General features: G+C 62.6%; 12 protein-coding genes. 11 read left to right on the top strand and 1 reads right to left on the bottom strand.

The features are described from left to right. Positions 1–69 precede the first annotated feature (69 nt). The 3 genes from AC1DRD_RS03905 (at position 70) to AC1DRD_RS03915 (ending at position 8,378) form a co-directional block, all read left to right on the top strand. Positions 70–2,817, top strand: coding sequence for a TonB-dependent receptor (locus AC1DRD_RS03905; RefSeq protein ID WP_478040375.1), 2,748 nt, complete (start codon positions 70–72; stop codon positions 2,815–2,817). Positions 2,818–3,066: 249 nt separating this feature from the next. Beyond that, positions 3,067–7,689 (top strand): RHS repeat-associated core domain-containing protein, encoded by a 4,623-nt coding sequence (locus AC1DRD_RS03910; RefSeq protein ID WP_478040376.1) that lies wholly within the window; start codon positions 3,067–3,069, stop codon positions 7,687–7,689. 2 nt (positions 7,690–7,691) lie between these two features. Next, positions 7,692–8,378 (top strand): hypothetical protein, encoded by a 687-nt coding sequence (locus AC1DRD_RS03915; RefSeq protein ID WP_478040377.1) that lies wholly within the window; start codon positions 7,692–7,694, stop codon positions 8,376–8,378. A 161-nt stretch (positions 8,379–8,539) separates the two neighbouring features. Here AC1DRD_RS03915 and AC1DRD_RS03920 read toward each other — a convergent pair whose 3' ends face one another. After that, the gene (locus tag AC1DRD_RS03920; RefSeq protein ID WP_478040378.1) at positions 8,540–9,589 is read right to left on the bottom strand and encodes a mannose-1-phosphate guanylyltransferase/mannose-6-phosphate isomerase; all 1,050 of its coding nucleotides are present in this window, start codon (positions 9,587–9,589) and stop codon (positions 8,540–8,542) included. A gap of 182 nt (positions 9,590–9,771) precedes the next feature. Here AC1DRD_RS03920 and AC1DRD_RS03925 point away from each other — a divergent pair, with 182 nt between their 5' ends. The 8 genes from AC1DRD_RS03925 (at position 9,772) to AC1DRD_RS03960 (ending at position 20,283) form a co-directional block, all read left to right on the top strand. Further along, positions 9,772–11,160 carry a TIGR03013 family XrtA/PEP-CTERM system glycosyltransferase gene (locus AC1DRD_RS03925; protein WP_478028225.1) on the top strand — a complete coding sequence of 463 codons (1,389 nt, stop codon included), beginning with the start codon at positions 9,772–9,774 and terminating at the stop codon, positions 11,158–11,160. A gap of 121 nt (positions 11,161–11,281) precedes the next feature. Then, a complete protein-coding gene (gene prsK / locus AC1DRD_RS03930) occupies positions 11,282–13,330 on the top strand; it encodes an XrtA/PEP-CTERM system histidine kinase PrsK (protein ID WP_478028268.1) in 2,049 nt (682 codons plus the stop codon). Next, entirely contained in the window at positions 13,327–14,676 is a 1,350-nt protein-coding gene (gene prsR, locus AC1DRD_RS03935; RefSeq protein WP_478040379.1) for a PEP-CTERM-box response regulator transcription factor, read from the top strand. The genes prsK and prsR overlap by 4 nt, the downstream gene beginning before the upstream one ends. A gap of 10 nt (positions 14,677–14,686) precedes the next feature. Continuing rightward, the gene (locus tag AC1DRD_RS03940; protein ID WP_478040380.1) at positions 14,687–16,732 is read left to right on the top strand and encodes a tetratricopeptide repeat protein; all 2,046 of its coding nucleotides are present in this window, start codon (positions 14,687–14,689) and stop codon (positions 16,730–16,732) included. Between the two features lie 28 nt (positions 16,733–16,760). Continuing rightward, positions 16,761–17,570: a DUF815 domain-containing protein gene (locus AC1DRD_RS03945; protein WP_478040381.1), complete on the top strand. Its 810-nt coding sequence runs from the start codon at positions 16,761–16,763 to the stop codon at positions 17,568–17,570. Positions 17,571–17,623: 53 nt separating this feature from the next. Beyond that, on the top strand, positions 17,624–18,646 hold the full coding sequence (locus AC1DRD_RS03950; RefSeq protein WP_478040382.1) for a sensor histidine kinase: 1,023 nt from the start codon (positions 17,624–17,626) through the stop codon (positions 18,644–18,646). 33 nt (positions 18,647–18,679) lie between these two features. Further along, positions 18,680–19,513 (top strand): diacylglycerol/lipid kinase family protein, encoded by an 834-nt coding sequence (locus AC1DRD_RS03955; protein ID WP_478040383.1) that lies wholly within the window; start codon positions 18,680–18,682, stop codon positions 19,511–19,513. Continuing rightward, the gene (locus tag AC1DRD_RS03960; RefSeq protein WP_478040384.1) at positions 19,510–20,283 is read left to right on the top strand and encodes a metallophosphoesterase family protein; all 774 of its coding nucleotides are present in this window, start codon (positions 19,510–19,512) and stop codon (positions 20,281–20,283) included. The genes AC1DRD_RS03955 and AC1DRD_RS03960 overlap by 4 nt, the downstream gene beginning before the upstream one ends. The last annotated feature ends 35 nt before the right edge of the window (positions 20,284–20,318 follow it).

The raw sequence follows: 20,318 nt of genomic DNA on the forward strand, positions 1-20,318 counted from the left end.
ACCCCGGTGTCGCGCGAATGTCGCGCGCCGGGAATAGCGCGCGCTGCGACGGGACGTTGGGATTTACCAATGTCTCAGCTCTTCGGGGGTTACGACATGGTCAGCTTCACGCTGCGCGGCACGACGTCGCGCTTCGCTCTCGCCGCTATCGCTCTGTGTGTTGCGACGCCGTCATTCGCGGCCGACGGACAGACCGCGCCTGCCTTGCCGGCCACGAGCGATGCCCCGCAGACTGCGGATAGCGGTGCTGCTCCGAGCGATGCTCCGAGCAGCGACATCATCGTGACTGGCAGCCGCGCCGCGCTGCGCGCCGCCACCGCCGAGAAGCGGGACGCCGACAATTTCGTGGAAACGCTCCACGCCAACGATGTCGGCAAGCTGCCCGACCAGAATGTCGCCGAGGCGGTCAAGCGCCTGCCCGGGCTGTCGGTCGCCAACGATCAAGGCGAAGGGCGCTATGTCGTCATTCGCGGTATCGACCCGAGCCTGGTCAACGTCACGCTCAACGGCCAGACTTTGCCCGCGCCCGAGCCGGACGGCCGCGTGGTCAAGCTCGACGATCTTCCCTCGGCGATGATCCAGTCGGTCGTCGTCACCAAGTCGCTGCTCGCGAGCCAGGATGCCAATGCGATTGGCGGCGAGGTCAATGTCCGGACCAAGACCGCGTTCGACAACAAGGCGCCGTTCTTCTTCGACGCGCGGGGCGCGATCGGCTTGTATGGCATCAACAAGAAATCACCTTATGAGGTCGACGGCACGATCGGCGGCCGGTTCGGCGCCGGCGAGACGTTCGGTGCGGTGCTGTCGGTCAATTATTCGCGACGCCCGATCGAGTCCGAGAATTTCCAGGGTTCTTCGGACTGGACCAACACCATTGGTGGCGTGGCCGTTCCGGCCGGCGGCGGCTATCGCGACTACAACCTGTACCGCACGCGCCTGGGCATTGTCGGCAATTTCGATTGGCGGCCGAGCGACGACGTCAAGCTCTATATCCGCTCGAGCTATTCCAAATATCAGGACCATGAGACTCGCGATCAGAACCTGCTCGCGATCAATTTTCCGACAAAGGGTACCGCGGCCTATAACGCTCTCACTTTGTCCACGCTGCCGGCCACCGCGACGATCCTGGTCCGCCATCGCGAAGAGGACGACAACACCAAGTCGGTGACCCTGGGCGGCGATTTCAATGTCGGCGGCGGCAAGCTGTCGATGTCTGGCGGCTGGACCCGGGCCGAAAAGGTCGACCCGATCCGCAGTGAATTCACCTTCACCTATACGCCGCCCAAGACCAACCCGCTGTTTGCGACCTATGATCCCTCGACCTACCCCTATACGTTGGTGCCGAGTGGTACGAATGCGGGGATCTTTTCGGACCCGGCCAATTTCATCCAGAGCAAGCTGAAGGCCGAGCATCGCTTCACGTTCGAACGCATCTGGCAGGGTCGAATCGACTATAGCCATCCGCTCGCCATCGGCACGGATTCATCGTTTCAGGTCGGCTTCAAATATCTCGACCGTCACAAGAATGACGATCACGATCTGACCAGTTACAAGAGCACCAAGGGCGCCAATTGGACGCTCGATACCGTCGGGTTTCTGGGCGACAGCGACTTCTACAACGGGCAGTTCAACTTCGGTCAGCGGATCGACTGGAACAAGGCGCGGGCCTATCTCGCCGCCCATCCGAGCGCCGCGACCTTTGACTATGCCGGCAATCTGGGCGGCTCGCTGGCACCCGATTACGACGTCAAGGAACGCATCCTGGCGGGCTATGCGATGGTCACGCTGAAGTTCGGCAATTTGACCGTCATCCCAGGGATGCGCGTCGAGAATACGCGCGATCAGACCGCGGCGAAGATCGTCGGTCCCGCGATCACGGCGATCGGCAAGACGATCACGACCGACGCGGCCTATGCCGCGGCACTGGCCGCCAATAACAGTTTCAACGCCCGCGCCACCAACAGCTACACCGACTGGTTCCCCGGCCTGAACGTCAAGTTCGCGGCGTTGCCCAATTTGTTGCTACGCGGCGCGGTCACGACGTCGATCGGCCGCCCCAATTACAGCACGCTGGCGCCGTTCATCACGGTGACGCCGAATGACCCGAACCCGGCTACAGTCGCCGCCGGCAATCCTTTCCTGAAGCCCTATAAAGCGGTCAATTTCGACGCCGCGATCGAATATTACCCGACCAAGGACAGCCTGTTCAGCGTCGGCTTCTTCTACAAGGACATCAAGAACCCGATCTATCAGATCGTCCAGAAGGGTATTGCCAATCCGGGCGACATTCCGGGCGCGTCGGCGGCCGATTATCCGAAGATCGACCTCACCCAATATACCAATATGGACAAGGAGTTCATCGGCGGCGTCGAGCTCAACGCCCAGACCCAGTTCACCGGTCTTCCGGGCTTCCTGAGCGGCTTCGGCCTGTCGGCCAATTACACGCATGTCTGGGGCCATGCCACCGGACCGGGGTTCCGCGCCGGCGCCATCCCGCTCGCCTATCAGTCGCATGACCTCGGCAATGTCAGCCTCTTCTACGAGAAATACGGCCTGACCGCGCGGCTGGCGTTCAATTACCGCTCGGCCTTCTCCGACGTGGTCGGCACCAGCACGGCCACCGACTCCTATTGGGATGCACAGGGACAGCTCGACCTGCACGTCGGTTTACAGGTCACGCCGCAGTACACGATCTACTTCGACGCGGCCAACCTGACTGACTCGCCGTGGCGCCACTATCAGGGCAGCAAGGACTTCCTGGCCGAACGCGAGCGTTATGGGTCGACGTACCGCATTGGCGTGCAGCTGCACTTTTAGGATCGGGTTGCTCCCCCGTTGGGAGCTGCCTTTTCCGCCGCCTTCAAAGCTGGCGACGCTGCCGATGGTCGTTGATCGGCGAAAATTCGCCGGGCGCCGAAGCTTTCAACTGCGCGGTTTTGCAGGCAGGGCCGCGTGCGTGTCATGATATTGTAGTGAAAGGTAAATTTACGTTCTATTTGGACTTAACCCCTTGTGAAGCTGGAGATCGCAGTACACCTTCGCCGCATTGAGTCTCGATCGGGGGCGATGACGACGATGCACAGATTTGCTGCATATTTGGCTCTTCTCTTTACGCTGCTATTGTTCCCCGTCACGGCGAATGCGCAAGGAGTGGCCCCGCCGGCTTATGCGCCAACGCCACTCTGGAGCGGCAATTTTCCGAGTGATCCTGGAAACTGGCCAAGCCCGGATGCGGCCTGCAAGGCTCAGCACGATTATTACAACCCGGGCGCGACGCTTCAACCGCCGACCTATAATGGCGGGCGTACGGCGGCTTGCAACTGGACGCTGAACGCCAATTCCAACACCATCCTCTCCGCCCTCGCAACAGCATATTGCCCCTCCGGCTATCAATTGGCGGATCCCGGCATCTGCCTGCGCGGCGATGCCAATACCGGCTCGCGTGCGCAATGCGGTTGTAAAGACGGCGGTCCTGATGGCTCTCCAAATCCGACCGTAGGCAATCCTGTAGCGCTCAACCAAGGAGCAAAGGTCGATGAAGAGGTTGACTATTCCGCTGCCGAACGACGGTTCTCGGTCGATCGAACATATTACAGTCTCGGAGAGGACTATACGAACGTTGTCTCGCCAACAGCTATTCCGGGTTTTGGTGCGCGCTGGCACGGCGTCGTACCTGGAAGGCTCGCTTTTGGTAACGGCAGGCTCGAATATCTAGACGTCGATGGTTCCTTCGCCATCTTCCTTCCCGATGGTGGGGACTCCGTCTGGACCTGGCACACTTATGCGGCGACTAGGCGCAGACTATCGATGGTCGCCATTCCGTCGTCCGGTCGTAACGATTATTTCTATGCTGGATCGGCTGTCTCTAATGGCGGTGGCGAGGTCCGGATGGATATGCAGCAGGGTGAGTATATCCTGTTCCGTCGGGCCGGTCCCAGCAATCCAACGGATGGCGTCAGGTATCTTGTCCCAATTGAGCATGGTTGGGCGGATGGGTACAAGATTTCCTATTCATATCCCGACACAGGCGAGTTTCCCAACCTGGTGACCGATAGCCTCGGTCATCAAATGACCCTGACCTGGGCCGACGCGCCGCGGGAAACCGCAGCTACCCTGTCGCTGAATCACGCGGTGCACGTGATTTCCAAGATCGACCTGCCGGATGGAACGAGCCTGAACTATACCTATGGCAAGGACTATGACGTCCGCGGTTCCAAGCTCCAGGACCGCCTGGAAGGAGTCCAGCGCCTCTCATCCACCGGCACGTTGCTTTGGGGGCGGACCTATCTCTATGAAAACTTGGCGATCCCTTATGCGCTGACCGGCAAAGTCGACCAGAACGGCAACCGGCTTTCTACTTATACCTATGATGCGGCCGGGTTGGTCACGTCGACCGAACTCGCTGGCGGGTTCAACAAGTACCAAATCGTCAACCTGGAGGACATGTCTTGGGGGGCCTCGTTCATAAGGCAGGTGACAAATCCGCTCGGATATCGACAGGATTATAGATTCTATAAAGCGCATAACTGGGCTGACGCTCAGCGTGTGCTTCAAAGCGTTACCAACTACGCCTCGATGGGAGTCGAAGGGTCGACGACTAACTATAATTACTACGGCTATGTCGGCGACATGGCGATCGCCGACTTTACCGATGAGAAGGGGCTGCAGCAGCACGTCGATATCGACGGACAGCTCCGTCCCACGCTGTTGCGCGAAGCGTCAGGGACATCGGATGCGCGGACGACCAACTTCACCTGGGATCCAGTGTTCGATCTTCCCAAGCACGAAGATCGACCTGGGCTGAGCATCGATTACACTTACAGTCCGGCGGGATTGTTGCTGACGAAGACTGCGACCGACACAACGACGCAAACCATTCCCTACTCGACCGCGGGTCAAGCGAGGACCTGGACCTACACCTGGAACGACAACGGCCGGCTGTTGTCGGTCAACGGGCCCAAGGGGCTCGATGTGAACGGTAAGGACGACGTCACCACCTTCACCTACGACACCAACGGCAATCTGCTGACCTCGACCAATGCGCTTGGTTACGTGACGCATTTCGCCAATTACGATGCGAATGGTCGACCGGGAAAGATGACCGACCCCAATGGCATCGATACGCTGTATACTTATGATCAACTCGGCCGGGTAGCGACCGTGACCGTCAAGAGCCCGGTTTCATCCGGGGGCGACGCGGTGACGACCTTCGATTATGACGTCGAAGGCCGCGTCGTCGGGGTCACGCTGCCAGGCACATTTAAAATGGCGATCGACCGCGACCTTGCCGGGCAGGTTACCGCGATCCGCTCGACGGTGAACGGCGAAAAGATCGCCTTCGCCCGCGATCCGATGGGCAACGTCACGCTCCAATCCGTGAAACGATGGGACGGCACGACGGCGCGTGAGAGCAGCCGTACCTTCGATGGTCTCGGCCGCTTGTTGACCGAGACATTGGGTGCCGGCCGCACCACAACCTGGGCTTATGACAAGCTCGGCAACATCGTCTCGACCACCTCGGCGCGATCCTTCGCGACCGCCCAAGCTTTTAACGGACTCAATCAACTGGTCTCGTCGGTTGCGCCCGACACGGGTAGCAGCACGAGCAGTTATGACGCGTTCGATCGAGCGACCAGTTTCAAGGATCCCAAATCCATTCAGACGACGTTCGTCCGCGATGGCTTTGGCGACTTGATCCAGGAGGTCAGCCCCGATCGCGGCACCAGCACCTATTATTACGATGCGGCGGGCGACGTGATCGCGGCGATCGATGGGCGAGGGCAGCGCGTCGATATCGTGCGCGACGCGCTGGGGCGTATCTTGAGCAAGACGCCGGTGAGCCGTCCAGCATCTGAAATCGTCAACTATAGCTATGACGCTAATTTGATCACCGGCTCGTACGGCATTGGACGGTTGGTCTCTACCGTGGACAGCACCGGTGAAACCCAGTTCGGTTATGATCATCGGGGCAATATTACTACCAGGCGGCGGAAGAGCGGGACGACCGTCCTTGCCGATCTTTCCTATACTTACGACAACGCTGACCGCGTGGTGCGCATCACCTATCCGTCGGGTCGGATCGTGAACTACACGCGTAATTTGTACGGGCGCGTAACCCTGGTTTCCACGCGAGCGAATGCCTCCGCCCCGCTCCAATACCTGATATCCGGCATCACTTATGAACCCTTCGGGTCGATGCTGTCGGCGACATACGGAAACGGCCTCCTGTTCCAGCAAAGTTGGGGCAATGACGGCCGGCTCGCGAGCAGGCGGCTTTACCTCCCGGCAGGAACCGACGTCTCGTTGCTGACTTATGGTTACGACAATGACGACAACATCACGTCGATCGCCGACAACGTCGATTCCACCCGTAGCGTCACTTATGGCTATGATTCCGTCGGGCGATTGACGCAGAGCGTGCTGGCATCCGGGAGCGCGCGGCGCCAGGATTTGATTTACGATACCAATGGCAACCTGCAGCGCACCGAGCTGCGCGCCAATCCCGCGGACATCGTGCCGGCATCGACGACGACCTTCGCGCTTAACACGGGCACGAACCAGCTCGCTTCTGTGGTCGATGCCGCCGGCACGCGGTCGATCACCTATGACGGGCGTGGCAATACGATTGCCGAAACGCGGCCGGGGAGCGGGATTACCGTGGCCTATGACGGCTTCGGCCGGCTGACGAGCTACCAGGTGTCGGGCGGCGATACGCTGGTCAATGAATATAACGGCTTCGACGAGCGCATCACGGGTGGAACGACGACCGATCCGCGCCATTATGTGTACGATCTCGATGGTCGGATGATGGGCGAATATGGTTCGTCCTATACCGATGTGCGGGCCGAGACGATCTGGCTGAGCCCGACGGTGAGCAGTCCTGCCGAGCCTTTTGGCGGAGATGACGGCATGGGCGGCTACGCCCCGCTCGCCGTCGCGACCCCCGCCGGGCTCAATTGGGTCTACGGCAATCATCTCGGCGTACCGATCCTGATCACCGACAATCTGCGCAATGTGGTGACGCCGGGATACACACTGGTTGGGTTTCCCGGACAGACCCGGACGCTCGTGGACCTCTACTACAACCGTTACCGCGACTACGACCCCACGACCGGGCGGTATATCCAGGCCGACCCGATAGGCCTTTCGGGCGGTGCTAATCCCTATCTTTATGCAAACGGCAACCCGATCGGACAGACTGACCCCGCCGGCCTAAGTCCTGGAGGCGCGGCGGCGGCTGATGTCGCGGAATTTGCCGTCGATTGGTGGTTGGAACGACAACTCCGACCCGGGCGTGCCACCCCATGGGGACGCGCTATCGGCGTGGGAGAGGCCATCGGTGCGGTCGCTGCAGTGAGCGTGTTCCTATACGACCAACATTGCAAAGCTCGGCAGGAAGAGGAATGCCGCCTAATAATCGAAGAAATATACAGGTATATGGAGCAAGTTAGAAGTCGAATTGCCGATTTGCGCGTCGATAAGTTTGATCTGTATAATCTCGCGCGCTACGCGCCCAGTCCGTCGTTGCCAAAGGGAACTGGCTACTGGGGGGGGCATATCGAGCAAGTGACCGGGTGGCAGACCGGACTTAGAAACCTTATACGAAAGGCGGTCCAACAGGGATGTAAAGTTCCTCCCGAAGCGTGGAAGCTTGCGTATGCCCCGATTCCTCTTCGTCCAGGGCGCTGATTATGAACAAGACGTTTTTCGACAAATTGGCAATGCTATTGAGTACTGACTGGTTTTTCCCATGGTGGCCAAGTATCGGTCTGCTAATTTCGTACGATGATAAGAAAGTTGCTCAGAATAAATGCCGCGACGAAGTGAAGGTATTTACCAGGAATTTCGATAACTATTGGATTATTTCATTCGATGACGTTCGTATTGAGCATACTTCTCGACATATAATTGATACAATAAAGGAGTATGTTTATCCGGGGTTTATGCTATTTGATCTCGTTAATAATGGTGGTACGAAAATAGAGCCAAACTCTCAGAAAATTCCTTTAGATCTCATAGGAATTATGACAGAGTTGTTGGTTTCAGATCGTAACTCTATAGAGTTTGATCTACCGGAAGATGTATGCAGCATCGTGACGTATTGTTGGAAAAAAAGTGAAGAGGAAGACATAGATTATTCAGCGTTATGTCGGTCAGGTCGTGGGGAATGGGATCAGATTATATCTAATCTTACACCGGATTTGCCTTGTATGACTGCCGATTTTGTCTCGATAGATATCGATTCACATAATCGCATCGCTAGGTTTTGTGGGCTTATCAATAGCAAGCTAACCGGGCAATCTATGCATCTTTTGACGGATTGGTATGAGAATTTCGCGCGAGAATTGACCGGATCGGCAATGACAGCTCCGCTGTGAATGAGGTAGCGCAACATGGTATTACCAAGCATCGCAGGAGTCGGACCGCACGACCGTGTGATGCGCAATCGCGCCAAGCAGGGTGTCCGCACGCTGGATCGGTAGGTGCGATAACCCCAATTTGGCTTATGACTTTTGCGCTGTTACCGTAAATTTGGCGGCTATTCCATCGCCTCGATCAGCTTCTTGACTTCCTGGCTGCGGCCGCGCGGCAGGATCAGGACATCCTTGCCGTTGGCGACCACGATCAGGTCGGTCACACCGACCAAAGCGATGCGCACGCCATCGGCCTGGACTAGGCAATTCTCGGTCTCGATCGCGACGACATCGCCCTTGCAGACGTTGCCGTTGCCATCGCACGTACTCAGTTCGTGGAGCGCATCCCAGCTGCCGAGGTCGCTCCAGCCCATGCTGACCGGCACGACCGCGACGCGCGGCGTTTTCTCCATCACGGCATAGTCGATCGAGTCCGAGGGCGAAGCGGCGAAGGCTTGCGGGTCGGGGTGGACACGCGCTCCTTCGTGCCTGGCCTTGAGCATGGCCTGCTGAGCCGCATGCAGAACTTCGGGGGCATGGACCGCGAGCGCGCCCAGGAATGCGTCGGCCCGGAACAGAAAGATGCCGCCGTTCCAGACATGATCGCCCGCCGCCAGCATCGCCTCGGCGCGGTCGCGCGGGGGCTTTTCGACGAACCGCGTCACCTTGTGCACGCGCGGCGCAACTGCTTCGCCGACATGGATCCAGCCATAGCCGGTTTCCGGCGAGTGCGGATCAATCCCGAACGTGACCAACCAGCCCTGGTCGACCATCGGCCGCGCCGCATGGATCGCGGCGTGGAAGGCATCGGTATCGGTGATGACATGATCCGACGGCATGATCAGCAAGACGGCCTCTCCGTCGCCCGCCGCGAGCGCGGCGAGCGCGATCGCCGGCGCGGTGTTGCGCGCTACCGGTTCGAGGATCAGCGCCTGGGCCGGCGTGCCGATCGCCATGAGCTGTGCCTCGATCTCTTCGGCATGGCGCTGGTTGGCGACCACGATCGGCGGCGCGAAATGGTCGCCCGAGGCGCGCTGCGCGGTCAGCTGGAGCATGGTTTCGTCGGCGGTCAGCGCGAGCAATTGCTTGGGCGTTTCCGGCGTCGACATCGGCCACAACCGCGTGCCCGATCCGCCCGAGAGGATGACAGGGATGATCGACGTCGTCTCGGGCATTCACGGGTCCTTTGCGGTTGATGCTAATCTAGGGTCTTCCGACGATTTGCCAAACTCGCAGAAAGTCGCCGGTTTCCGCGGCGTTCAGCCTTTCTTTGTCAATTTCTGCGACACCGCCTGAAACCTGTCGGAAAACCTTACACCCGACGATTGCACTGAGGCCGAAAAGGCAGGCGAAGACGATGATCAGGCTGTTCAAGCACTATGTGCCGCACGCCGTTTTGTTCCTGGGACTGCTCGACGTCGCGTTGCTGATCGCGGCGGCGGAGATCGCCTATTCGATTCGCCTGCATCAGCTCGGCAGCATTGTCGAGCCGATCGTCAATCGCTTGCCGCAACTCTTCACATTCGCCGTGTCGCTGGAAACCGCGATGATCGCGGTCGGCGTCTATGGCGCCGACGCGCTGCAGTCGCTGCGTCGGGCGATCGCGCGCATCCTGGTCGCGATCTCGCTCGGCGTGATTTTCCTGTCGGTGCTGTACTTCCTGTCGCCGGCGATAACCTTCTGGCGATCGAACCTGTTCTACGCGATGGGAATCGCGCCGGTAGCGCTGATCGCCATCCGAATCCTGCTCGGCAAGATGCTGGGCAGCCATGTGTTCAAGCGCCGCGTCGTCGTGCTTGGCGCCGGCCCGCGCGCCGCGCGGCTGAAAGCCTTGCAGCAACAGCCCGGATCGGCCTTCGTCGTGGTCGGCTATGTCTCGATGAGCGAAGCCAACCGAGTGATCCCCGAAGCGATCGCGCGCGATGCGATCTACAATCTCGCCGACCATGTCGTATTGCTCAACGCGAGCGAAGTGGTGCTGGCGCTCGAGGAGCGGCGCAACGCACTGCCGCTCAAGGACCTGTTGCGGATCAAAACCACCGGCGTCCATGTCAACGATATCTCGACCTTCCTCGAGCGCGAGACCGGCCGCGTCGACCTGCAGAGCGTCAATCCGAGCTGGCTGATCTTCTCCGACGGTTTCTCGTCGGGGCGGATGCTGTCGGGTGTGTTCAAGCGGCTGTTCGATATCACCGCCAGCCTGCTCCTGCTCCTGGTTGCGGGGCCGGTCATCCTGCTCACCGCGCTGGCGGTGAAGCTCGAGAGCAAAGGCCCGGCTTTCTATCGCCAGCGCCGCGTCGGCCTCTACGGCGTCGGGTTCGATTGCCTCAAGCTGCGCTCGATGCGCCAGGATGCCGAGGTCAACGGCCAGGCGGTGTGGGCCGAGAAGGACGATCCGCGCATCACCCGGATCGGCCGCTTCATCCGCAAGGTGCGGATCGACGAACTGCCGCAATGCTGGTCGGTGCTGAAGGGGGAGATGAGCTTTGTCGGCCCGCGCCCCGAACGCCCGCAATTCGTCGAGGATCTCGAACAGCAGCTGCCTTATTATGCCGAGCGCCACATGGTGAAGCCGGGCATTACCGGCTGGGCGCAGATCAATTATCCCTATGGCGCGTCGATCGAGGACAGCCGGCAGAAGCTCGAATACGATCTATATTACGCCAAGAATTATTCGCCGTTCCTCGATCTGTTGATCCTGCTCCAGACGATCCGCGTCGTGCTGTGGCCCGAGGGTGCGCGCTGATGTTGTTGGTACGGCACCGGCCCGCTCCCCCACCCGGCCTCCCATCTACGGTACTCTATGGGAGGCCGGGTGGGGGAGCGGGCCGGTGCGGCGCGGACACAGCGAAGCTGGGTCCCAAATAATGGCGGGGACAGTCATCCTTTGGGGCCACGCGCTCGCCGCCTTGCTGTTCGCGGTGCTGGCGCTGTCGCAATTGCGCGACGGCGCGGTCAGCGTGCCGCGCACCGCGTTCGTTGCGGCATTGGGTATCACCGCATTGTGGGCGCTGGCGGTCGCGGGGATCGGCAACCCCGATCTGACGGCGCGCGTGGCGGAAAGCCTGCGCAACATCGCCTGGCTCGCCTTCATGATGGCCTTGCTGCGGCGCGACGATTCTGCAGGCCGCGATCGCGCGGTGACGATGATCTATGGCGTGGTCGTGCTGGTCGCGCTCGCCGGAATCGTGCTGAGTGTGATCCAGGCGTCGGTGCCCGCCGACCTGGTCAAGGGCTTCGCGGCGGTGCGCATCCTGTTGCGGATGATGGTCGCGCTCGGCGCGCTGGTGCTGGTGCACCATCTCTATTCGGTCGCAGCACCCGGAGCCCGTGGTGGTATCCGGCTCGCGGTGGCGGCGCTCGCGATTATGTGGACGACCGATCTCGTAATGTACACGACGGCCTATCTCAGCGGCGACGGTTCGCAGGAATTGATCGCCGCACGCGGTCTGGTCATGATCGCAATCGTGCCTCTGCTGGCGATCGCGGTCCATCGTAACGGCGACTGGACGCTCAAATTGTCGCGAACGGTGACGTGGCAGTCGCTCTCGCTGGTCGCGCTGATGGCCTATGCCGTCGTCACGGTGCTGGCGATCAGCGCGATCGACAATTTCGGCGGCAGCTATGCGCGGCTGGCGCAGACCGCCTTCGTGTTCGGCTCGGCCGCCGCCTTGCTGACCTTGCTGTCGTCGCCGACGATCAAGGCCTGGCTGCGGGTGATGGTCGCCAAGCATCTGTTCAACCATCGCTATGATTATCGCGCCGAATGGTCGCGTTTCACCGATACGCTGGGCGCCCCCGGTGAGGGTGCGGCGCCGCTCGAGGAACGGATCGTCAAGGCGGTCGCCGACGTCACCGATTCCGCCGCGGGACTGCTGCTGGTGGCGGACGACGGGATGTTCGGTCTGGGCGCGACATGGAACTGGCTCGGTGCCGTGCCCGTCGCCATCGCCGGCGAGACGCTCGCGCAGGCGATGGCCGGGAACAGCCGGATCATCGAACTCGACGCGGTGCGCGCGGGTGAGGCGCCGCCAGACGAGCTCGCTGCGGTGCCGCAATGGATGCTCGACGAGCCGAGCGCCTGGGCGATCGTGCCGCTGGTCCACCTCAACCAGCTGATCGGCGCGATCCTGCTGGCGCGGCCGCCGATCGACCGCTCGCTCGACTGGGAGGATTTCGACCTGTTGCGCATCGCCGGGCGCCAAGTCGCAAGCTATCTGGCCGAGGCGCGCGCGCACGAAGCGCTGGCCGACGCTCGCCGCTTCGACGAGTTCAATCGCCGTTTCGCCTTCATCATGCACGACGTGAAGAATCTGGTGAGCCAGTTGACCCTGGTCGCGCGCAACGCCGAACGCCATGCCGATAATCCCGATTTCCGCGCCGACATGATCGCCACGTTGAAGGATTCGGTCGGGCGGATGAACGACCTGTTGGCACGTCTGTCGCAGCACAATTCGGCGCGGGTCGAGGACCCGGTGGCGGTCGAGCTGATGCCGATCGTCGAGCGCGTCATGCGGCGGCGCGGCGGCAGCCATCCGATCGCGGTCACGGGCAAGCGCGATGCCGTCGCGGTCGCCGATCCTGCGCGGCTCGAACAGGCGCTGGGGCATCTGATCCAGAACGCGATCGAGGCAAGCGCGCCGGGTGAACCGGTTGGCGTGGTGGTCGGGCGTGCGACGATCGAGGTGATCGATTCCGGTCCGGGGATGAGCGCGAGCTTCATCCGCGACCGGCTGTTCCGGCCGTTCACCTCGACCAAGAGTGGCGGGTTCGGGATCGGCGCGTTCGAGGCGCGCCAGGTTATTCAGGCGATGGGCGGCAAGCTCGACGTGGTCAGCCGCGAAGGCGAGGGCACGCGCTTCACCATCGCGCTTCGAGAGGCGCTCGCGCCAGTCAAGATGGAGCGGGCGGCATGAACACAGGCCCACGACCGAAATTGCTGATCGTCGAGGATGATGCCGGGCTGCAGCGCCAGTTGCGTTGGGCCTATGACGATTACGAAGTGATCGTGGCGGGCGACCGCCGCGAGGCGATCGACGCGGTGCGTGCCGAAGAACCGGCGGTGGTGACGCTCGATCTGGGCCTGCCGCCCGATCCTGACGGGGTTAGCGAAGGGTTCGCGACGCTTGCCGAGATCCTGCGGTTGAAGCCCGATACAAAGGTCATCGTCGCTTCCGGTCACGGCGCGCGCGAAAGCGCGTTGCGTGCGATCGCCGAGGGCGCGTGGGATTTCTATCAGAAACCGATCGACATCGACGCATTGGGCCTGATCGTCGCGCGCGCCTTCCATGTCCACGCGCTCGAGGAAGAGAATCGGCGTCTCGCCACCACGTCACGCGAGGCGTTGGGCGGGCTGATCACCGCCGCGCCCGAAATGCTCAAGGTCACCAGCATGATCGAGCGCGTCGCCAATGCCGACGTGTCAGTGATGCTGCTCGGGGCGAGCGGTACCGGCAAGGAAGTGCTGGCGCGCGGCCTGCACGAGAAATCGGGGCGCAGGGGCCAGTTCGTCGCGATCAATTGTGCGGCGATCCCCGAGACGTTGCTCGAGAGCGAATTGTTCGGCCACGAAAAGGGCGCGTTCACCGGCGCGGTCAAGACGACCGAAGGCAAGATCGAACTCGCCGATGGTGGGACCTTGTTCCTCGACGAAATCGGCGACGTGCCGCTGCCGCTCCAGGTCAAGTTGCTGCGCTTCCTGCAGGAACGGGTGATCGAGCGGGTCGGCGGACGCAAACCGATTGCGGTCGACACCAGGATCGTCTGCGCGACGCACCAGGACGTCGATGCGATGGTTGCCGGCGGGACGTTCCGCGAAGATCTCTATTATCGCCTGGCCGAGATCGTCGTGCGCATCCCCAGTCTGGCCGAGCGCACCGGCGATCCCGTGCTGCTCGCCAAGCATTTCCTGCACCATTACGCCAAGACCATGAACCGGCCGGTCACCGGCCTGTCGCCCGATGCGCTGAGTGCGATCGATGCCTGGGGCTGGCCGGGCAATGTGCGCGAACTCGAAAACCGCATGAAGCGCGCGGTGATCATGGCCGACGGCAAAAGCGTGACCGCGATCGATCTTGATCTTGCAGAGCGCGACACACCCGATCCGATCAACCTGAAGGCGGTGCGCGAGAGCGCCGACCGCAAGGCGATCCGCCACGCGCTGGCACGCGCCGAGGGCAATATCTCGAACACCGCCAAGCTGCTCGGGATCAGCCGTCCGACGCTCTACGATTTGCTCAAGAATTACGACCTCCATGCCTAGGACCGGGACCATGAAGACCATCGTCAAAAGCGCGCTGATCGGCGCGACCGCGATCGCCGCTATCATCGGTGTCACGGCGACGTTGACCGCACCGGCGCAGGCCGACGCGACCGGCGCGCGCACCGAATTGGGGTATAGTCTGGCGCTGCTCCAGGACGGCAATTTCAACGCCGCGCGGGCGCATGCCCAGGCGGCGGTCAAGCAAGATCCGCAATGGGGCGCCGCGCATGCGGTGTTGGCGAAGACCTTCCTTGCGCTGGGCGATGGCGTAGGCGCCGAATCCGAACTCGGTCGCGCCGCAGCAGCAGGGTTCGACATGAGCCGCGGGCATCAATTGCTGGCCGAAGCTTGGCTGTTGCAGGGCGACGCCAAGCGCGCGTTGGCCGAGGCGGCCAAGGCGGATCCCAGGTTCGGCGCCTATGCCACGCGCGTCACCGCGCGCGCGCTGGCGGCGCAGGGCAAAGCGGCCGAGGCGCAGGCGCTGCTCGGCGAATTGCTCGACGGCAATCCCGGCAATTCCTACGCCTGGTCCGATCTCGCGCGCATCCGCTATAGCGCGGGTGACATCGCCGGCGCGTCGGGTAACGCGCAAAAAGCGGTCGAGCTCGACCCCAACAATCTCGAGGCGTTGACCTTGCGCGGCGAATTAGTGCGCGAGCAATATGGCCTGAACGCCGCCTTGCCGTGGTTCGAGGCGGCGCTGCAGCGCGATGCTTATTACCATCCGGCGCTGATCGAATATGCCGCGACCTTGGGCGATCTCGGCCGTTACACCGATATGCTCGGCGCCACGCGGCGCGCGCTGGCCGCGCGGCCGGCGAGCCCGCAGGCCTTCTATCTCCAGGCGGTGCTCGCAGCGCGCGCGGAGAATTACGATCTCGCGCGCAGCATGATGGAGCGGACCGGCGGACGAATCGACGATCTGCCTGGCGCGTTGCTGCTTAACGGCACGCTCGCTTACCAGGCCGGCGCCTATGAACAGGCAATCGGGGCGTGGCGCGAGCTGGTTGGGCGACAGCCGATGAATATCACCGCGCGCCGTCTGCTCGGCGCGGCGCTGCTGCGGTCGGGGGATGCCAAGGGCGCACTCGACGTGCTGCGCCCGGTGGCGATGCGCGGCGATGCCGACAGCTATACATTGGGCCTGGTCGGGCGCGCGTTCGAGGCGACCGGTGAGCGCGACTGGGCCGCCAAATTCCTCGACCGCTCGGCCTGGCCGGTGCGCGCCGGGGCGACGCCGTTCGGCACCGACGACAGCCTCGCGGTGCTGACCGGCGCGGCCGACAAGGATCCGACCAACCCGGTGCTCGCGGTCACCGTGGTCCGCGGGCTGATCGATGCCGGGCAGGGCGATACCGCCTTGGCGCGGGCGCGCGCGCTACAGGCAGCGACGCCGGGCGCGCCGGCGGCGCATCTGCTGGTCGGCGACACGTTGATGACGATGGGCCGATATGGCGAGGCGGCCGATGCCTATCGCAAGGCCGCCGATATCAAGTTCGACGAGCCGACCATGTTGCGAACGGTCGATGCGCTCGATCAGGCGGGGCGTCGGCCCGAGGCGACCGGCGTGCTGGCGCTGTTCCTGACCCAACATCCCGAAAGCGTGCCTGCTTTGCGCCTTGCCGCGCATTGGCAAATCGCATCGGGCGACTGGGACGGGGCAGTCGAGACGCTGGAGGATTTGCGCGCCCGCGTCGGCTCGCGCGATTCAGGCCTGCTGTCCGAACTCGCCTACGCCAATGTCGGGGCGGACAATGTTGACGATGCCGTCTCCTATGGCGCGGCGGCTTACGACATCGCGCCGATGAGCCCGGCGGCGACCGATGCTTATGGCTGGGCGCTATATGCGGCAGGCGAGAATGCCAAGGCGATCGACCTGTTCGAGAAAGCTGCGTCGCTCGCCCCCAAGCAGAGCGGCATTCGCTGGCATTTGGCCCAAGTCTATGCCGATAGCGGCCGCAATGCCCAAGCGAAGGCTGCCATCGCGGCGTTGCTCGCCGATCCCGGCTTCACCGATCGCGCGCCGGCCCAGGCATTGCTCAAGACGCTGGGCTGAACGCGCCAAGCCGTGTAACGCGGCCGTCATGACCGACCCGCTCGACCGTATCGCCGCCGCGCTCGAACGCATTGCGCCGGCCGTCCCGGCCGATGCCGATCCGCTCGCGCATCCGGCCTATATCTGGCGCGACGGGCGCCTGGCCGCCGCGCGCAAGTTCGATCCGCTGCCGCTCGACCTCCTCTTGGGGATCGATGCACAAAAAGCCGCTCTGGTCGAGGATTTCGGCCGGCTGGCGGACGGCTTCGCCGCGCAGGACGTATTGTTGTGGGGGGCACGCGGAACCGGCAAGTCGGCGTTGGTCAAAAGCGCGGTGTCGGCGGTCCAGGCCGAGGGTCGCAAGCTCGCCTTGATCGAGGTCGGGGCGATGGACGGCCTACGGGCGCTGTTCGACCGGATCGACGGCCTGCCGCGCGCGTTCGTGCTGTTCCTCGACGATCTCGGCTTCGACGCCGGCGGGGATGCCCGTGCGCTGCGTTCGCTGCTCCAGGGCGGAGCGGAGGCGCGGCCAGCCAATGCGCGGTTGGTAGTAACCGCCAATCGCCGCCATCTGGTACCGCGCGACATCGCCGAACAGGAAAGCGCGATCAATCCGCGCGACAGCGTCGACGATCATCTCGCGCTTGCCGACCGATTCGGGCTTAGCCTTGGATTCCATGTCGTCGACCAGGCGGGTTATTTGGCGATCGTCCGTGCCTATGCCGACCGGTTCGGCTTGTCGTTCGATCCCGACGAAGCGGTCGGTTGGTCGACCCGTCGCGGCGGTCGGTCGGGGCGCGTGGCTTGGCACTACATCACTGATTTGGCTGGACGATCGGGCAAGAAGCTGCCTTTCTAAACCGATAAGGATCATTATCTGGCCGCATCGGCTTGACTTCGAGGGGCGTAACGATGCCCAGTCCATATATGGCCAGGATTGGCGAACTCGATCTGCCCGACCGGTTGTACCCGGCGGTACCGCGCTGGGCGACCCAGTGCGGCGTAGCGTTGTTGTGCGTCGGCGCGGCGGGTCTGATTCGCCTCGGGATCAATGTCCTGGCACCCGGTGCGGCAGTGTTCGCGCTGGTCTTCCCCGCGATCATGCTCGCCACGCTGTTCGCTCGGTGGCAGTCGGGGCTGCTGACCGCCGTCATTTCCGTCAGCTATGCGTTTTTCTTTATCTATCTGCCGGCGCCGGCGACCTCCCAAAGCGGCCCTTATTGGACTTTGTTCGCTATCGTCATTTCCGCCGGACTGACCGTATCGCTGGCCGAGACCTTTCGCCGGGCGGTGCATCGCGCGACGGCCGAGCGCGATCGCGAAATCGCCGACCGCGACCTGATGCTCAGCGAATTCGAGCATCGCGTGAAGAACAATTTCCAGATCGTCGCCAGCATCCTCGACATCCAGCGCCGTCGCGTCAGGGATCCGGCCGCCAGTGAAGCCCTGGCATCGGCGTTGATGCGCGTCGACAGCATCGCGCGCGCGCATCGCCATCTTTATCGCGACGGTCAGGCGAGCGAGGTGAATGTCAGCGAATATCTGAAGGACTTGTGCGACGCGCTGTCGGACGCCTTGCTGTTGCGCGGCGGCATCACGCTGACCTGCGATGCCGACGCCGCCCATATCCCGCGCGACCATGCGGTATCGATTGGCCTGGTCGTCAACGAGCTCGTCACCAACGCCGCCAAACATGCTTTTCAGGACCGGGAGACAGGAACGATCAGCGTAGCTTGGAAACATCTGCCCGCGGGCGGATGGCGGCTGACCGTGGCCGATGACGGCGTCGGGCTTCCGTCCGGGTCGCGCGCCAAGAGCAAGGATGGCGGGCTCGGCCAGAAATTGATCGAAGCGTTTGCCAAGCAGGCGGGCGGCACATTGACCACGGCGAGCGATGCCAACGGCTTGCGGGTAACGATGGATTTACCCGACTGAAACTTCGCGCCGCCGGGGCGTTGTGCGTCGGGCATGGAACAACTCTGGTTTATCACCAATCCGCATTCTGGCTCATCAGACGCAAAAAAGGCCGAGGCGATCGAAGCGGCCTGCACCGAACGCGGGCTGAGCTTCGTCGGGCGCACCGATTTCCCCGATCAGGCGATGCCGACGGCCGCAGATCTCGATCATGTCGGGGCGGACACCGTGGTCCTGTTCGCCGGAGACGGGACGATCAACGCGGCGTCGTGCGCGCTGGCGGCTTGGGATGGCGGCATCCTGATCCTGCCCGGCGGCACGATGAACATGCTCGCCAAGGTATTGCACGGCAACGCCGATCCGGCGGCGATCCTGGAAGCGGCGCACGAGCAGGAACAGCGCGTCGCGCTCGCTTATGTCGAGGCGGGAAAGCATCGCGCGCTGGTCGGGATGATCGTCGGGCCGGCGGCAAGCTGGTATCGCGCCCGCGAACATGTGCGCGAGGGCAGCCTGGGCCAGATTTGGCCGGCGATCCGCAAGGCCTGGCGGCGGACGTTCGGGCATGGCGTGCATTTGACCGGCGCACCTGGCTTCCCGCCCCGCGTCCAGGGCGCCTATATCCGGGCGCAAGATGATCATCTGCAAATCGCCGCGGTCAATGCGCGCGATGCCGGCGCGATCGCCGATCTCGGCTGGAATTGGGTGACCGGAGATTGGCTCGCGGCCCAGTCGGTGACCGAAATTCGCGCCCAGCAAGTGCGCATCGCCGAGCGCCGCCCGGTACTAGCCTTGTTCGACGGCGAGCCGCAGATGCTCGATCCGGGAACGACCATCACGGTCGGGCGTAGCAGGCAACAGTTCATCACCACCGTGAAAGAGCACGCATGATCCGACTGTTCCATGTCAGCGACGTCCATTTCGGACGCGAGGACAAAGCAGCGATCGCCTGGTTCGACGCGCTGGTCGCGGCCGAAAAGCCCGACGCGGTAGTGATGACCGGCGACTTGACGATGCGCGCACGGCGTCGCGAATTCGATGCGGGCCTGGCGTGGCTGCGATCGCTCGACCGGCCCGTCACTGTCGAGGTCGGCAACCACGACCTGCCCTATTTCAACCTGCTGGCCCGGATATTCACGCCTTATCGCCGGATTCGCGAGATCGAGCGCATGATCGAAAAGCCGGTCGAACTGCCGGGCATCGCGATCGTGCCGCTCAAGACCACCGCACGCGCGCAATTCCGGCTCAACTGGGCGTCGGGTCGTGTCAGCCGGCATGCGCTCGAGCAGGCGCTGGCGTTGGTGGACGCTGTACCCAAGGACAAACTGGTCTTCATCGCGTGCCATCATCCGCTGATCGAGCCGCACAAGCGCCTGTCGAAGCAGACGCATCGTGGCGCCGAGGCTTTGGAGGCACTGGTCAGGGCGGGGGCGCACGCGGTGCTGACGGGGCATGTCCACGACGCGTTCGACGTCGAACATCGCGACGGCGACGCTGTGGTGCGGATGATCGGCGCCGGCACCCTGTCCGAACGCACGCGCTCGACTCCGCCGTCGTTCAACGAGATCAGGATCGAGGACGGGGCGTTCGAGGTGGTGTGCCGCACGATGACGCCGCAGCCCGATGAGGTTTTGCCGGTGGAGGAGCCAGTGGCGGCGTAAAACCCCATTGGTTGGGCGATACCGACCACAAACCG

The organism is Sphingomonas sp. P4_G2 (genome assembly GCF_056401155.1).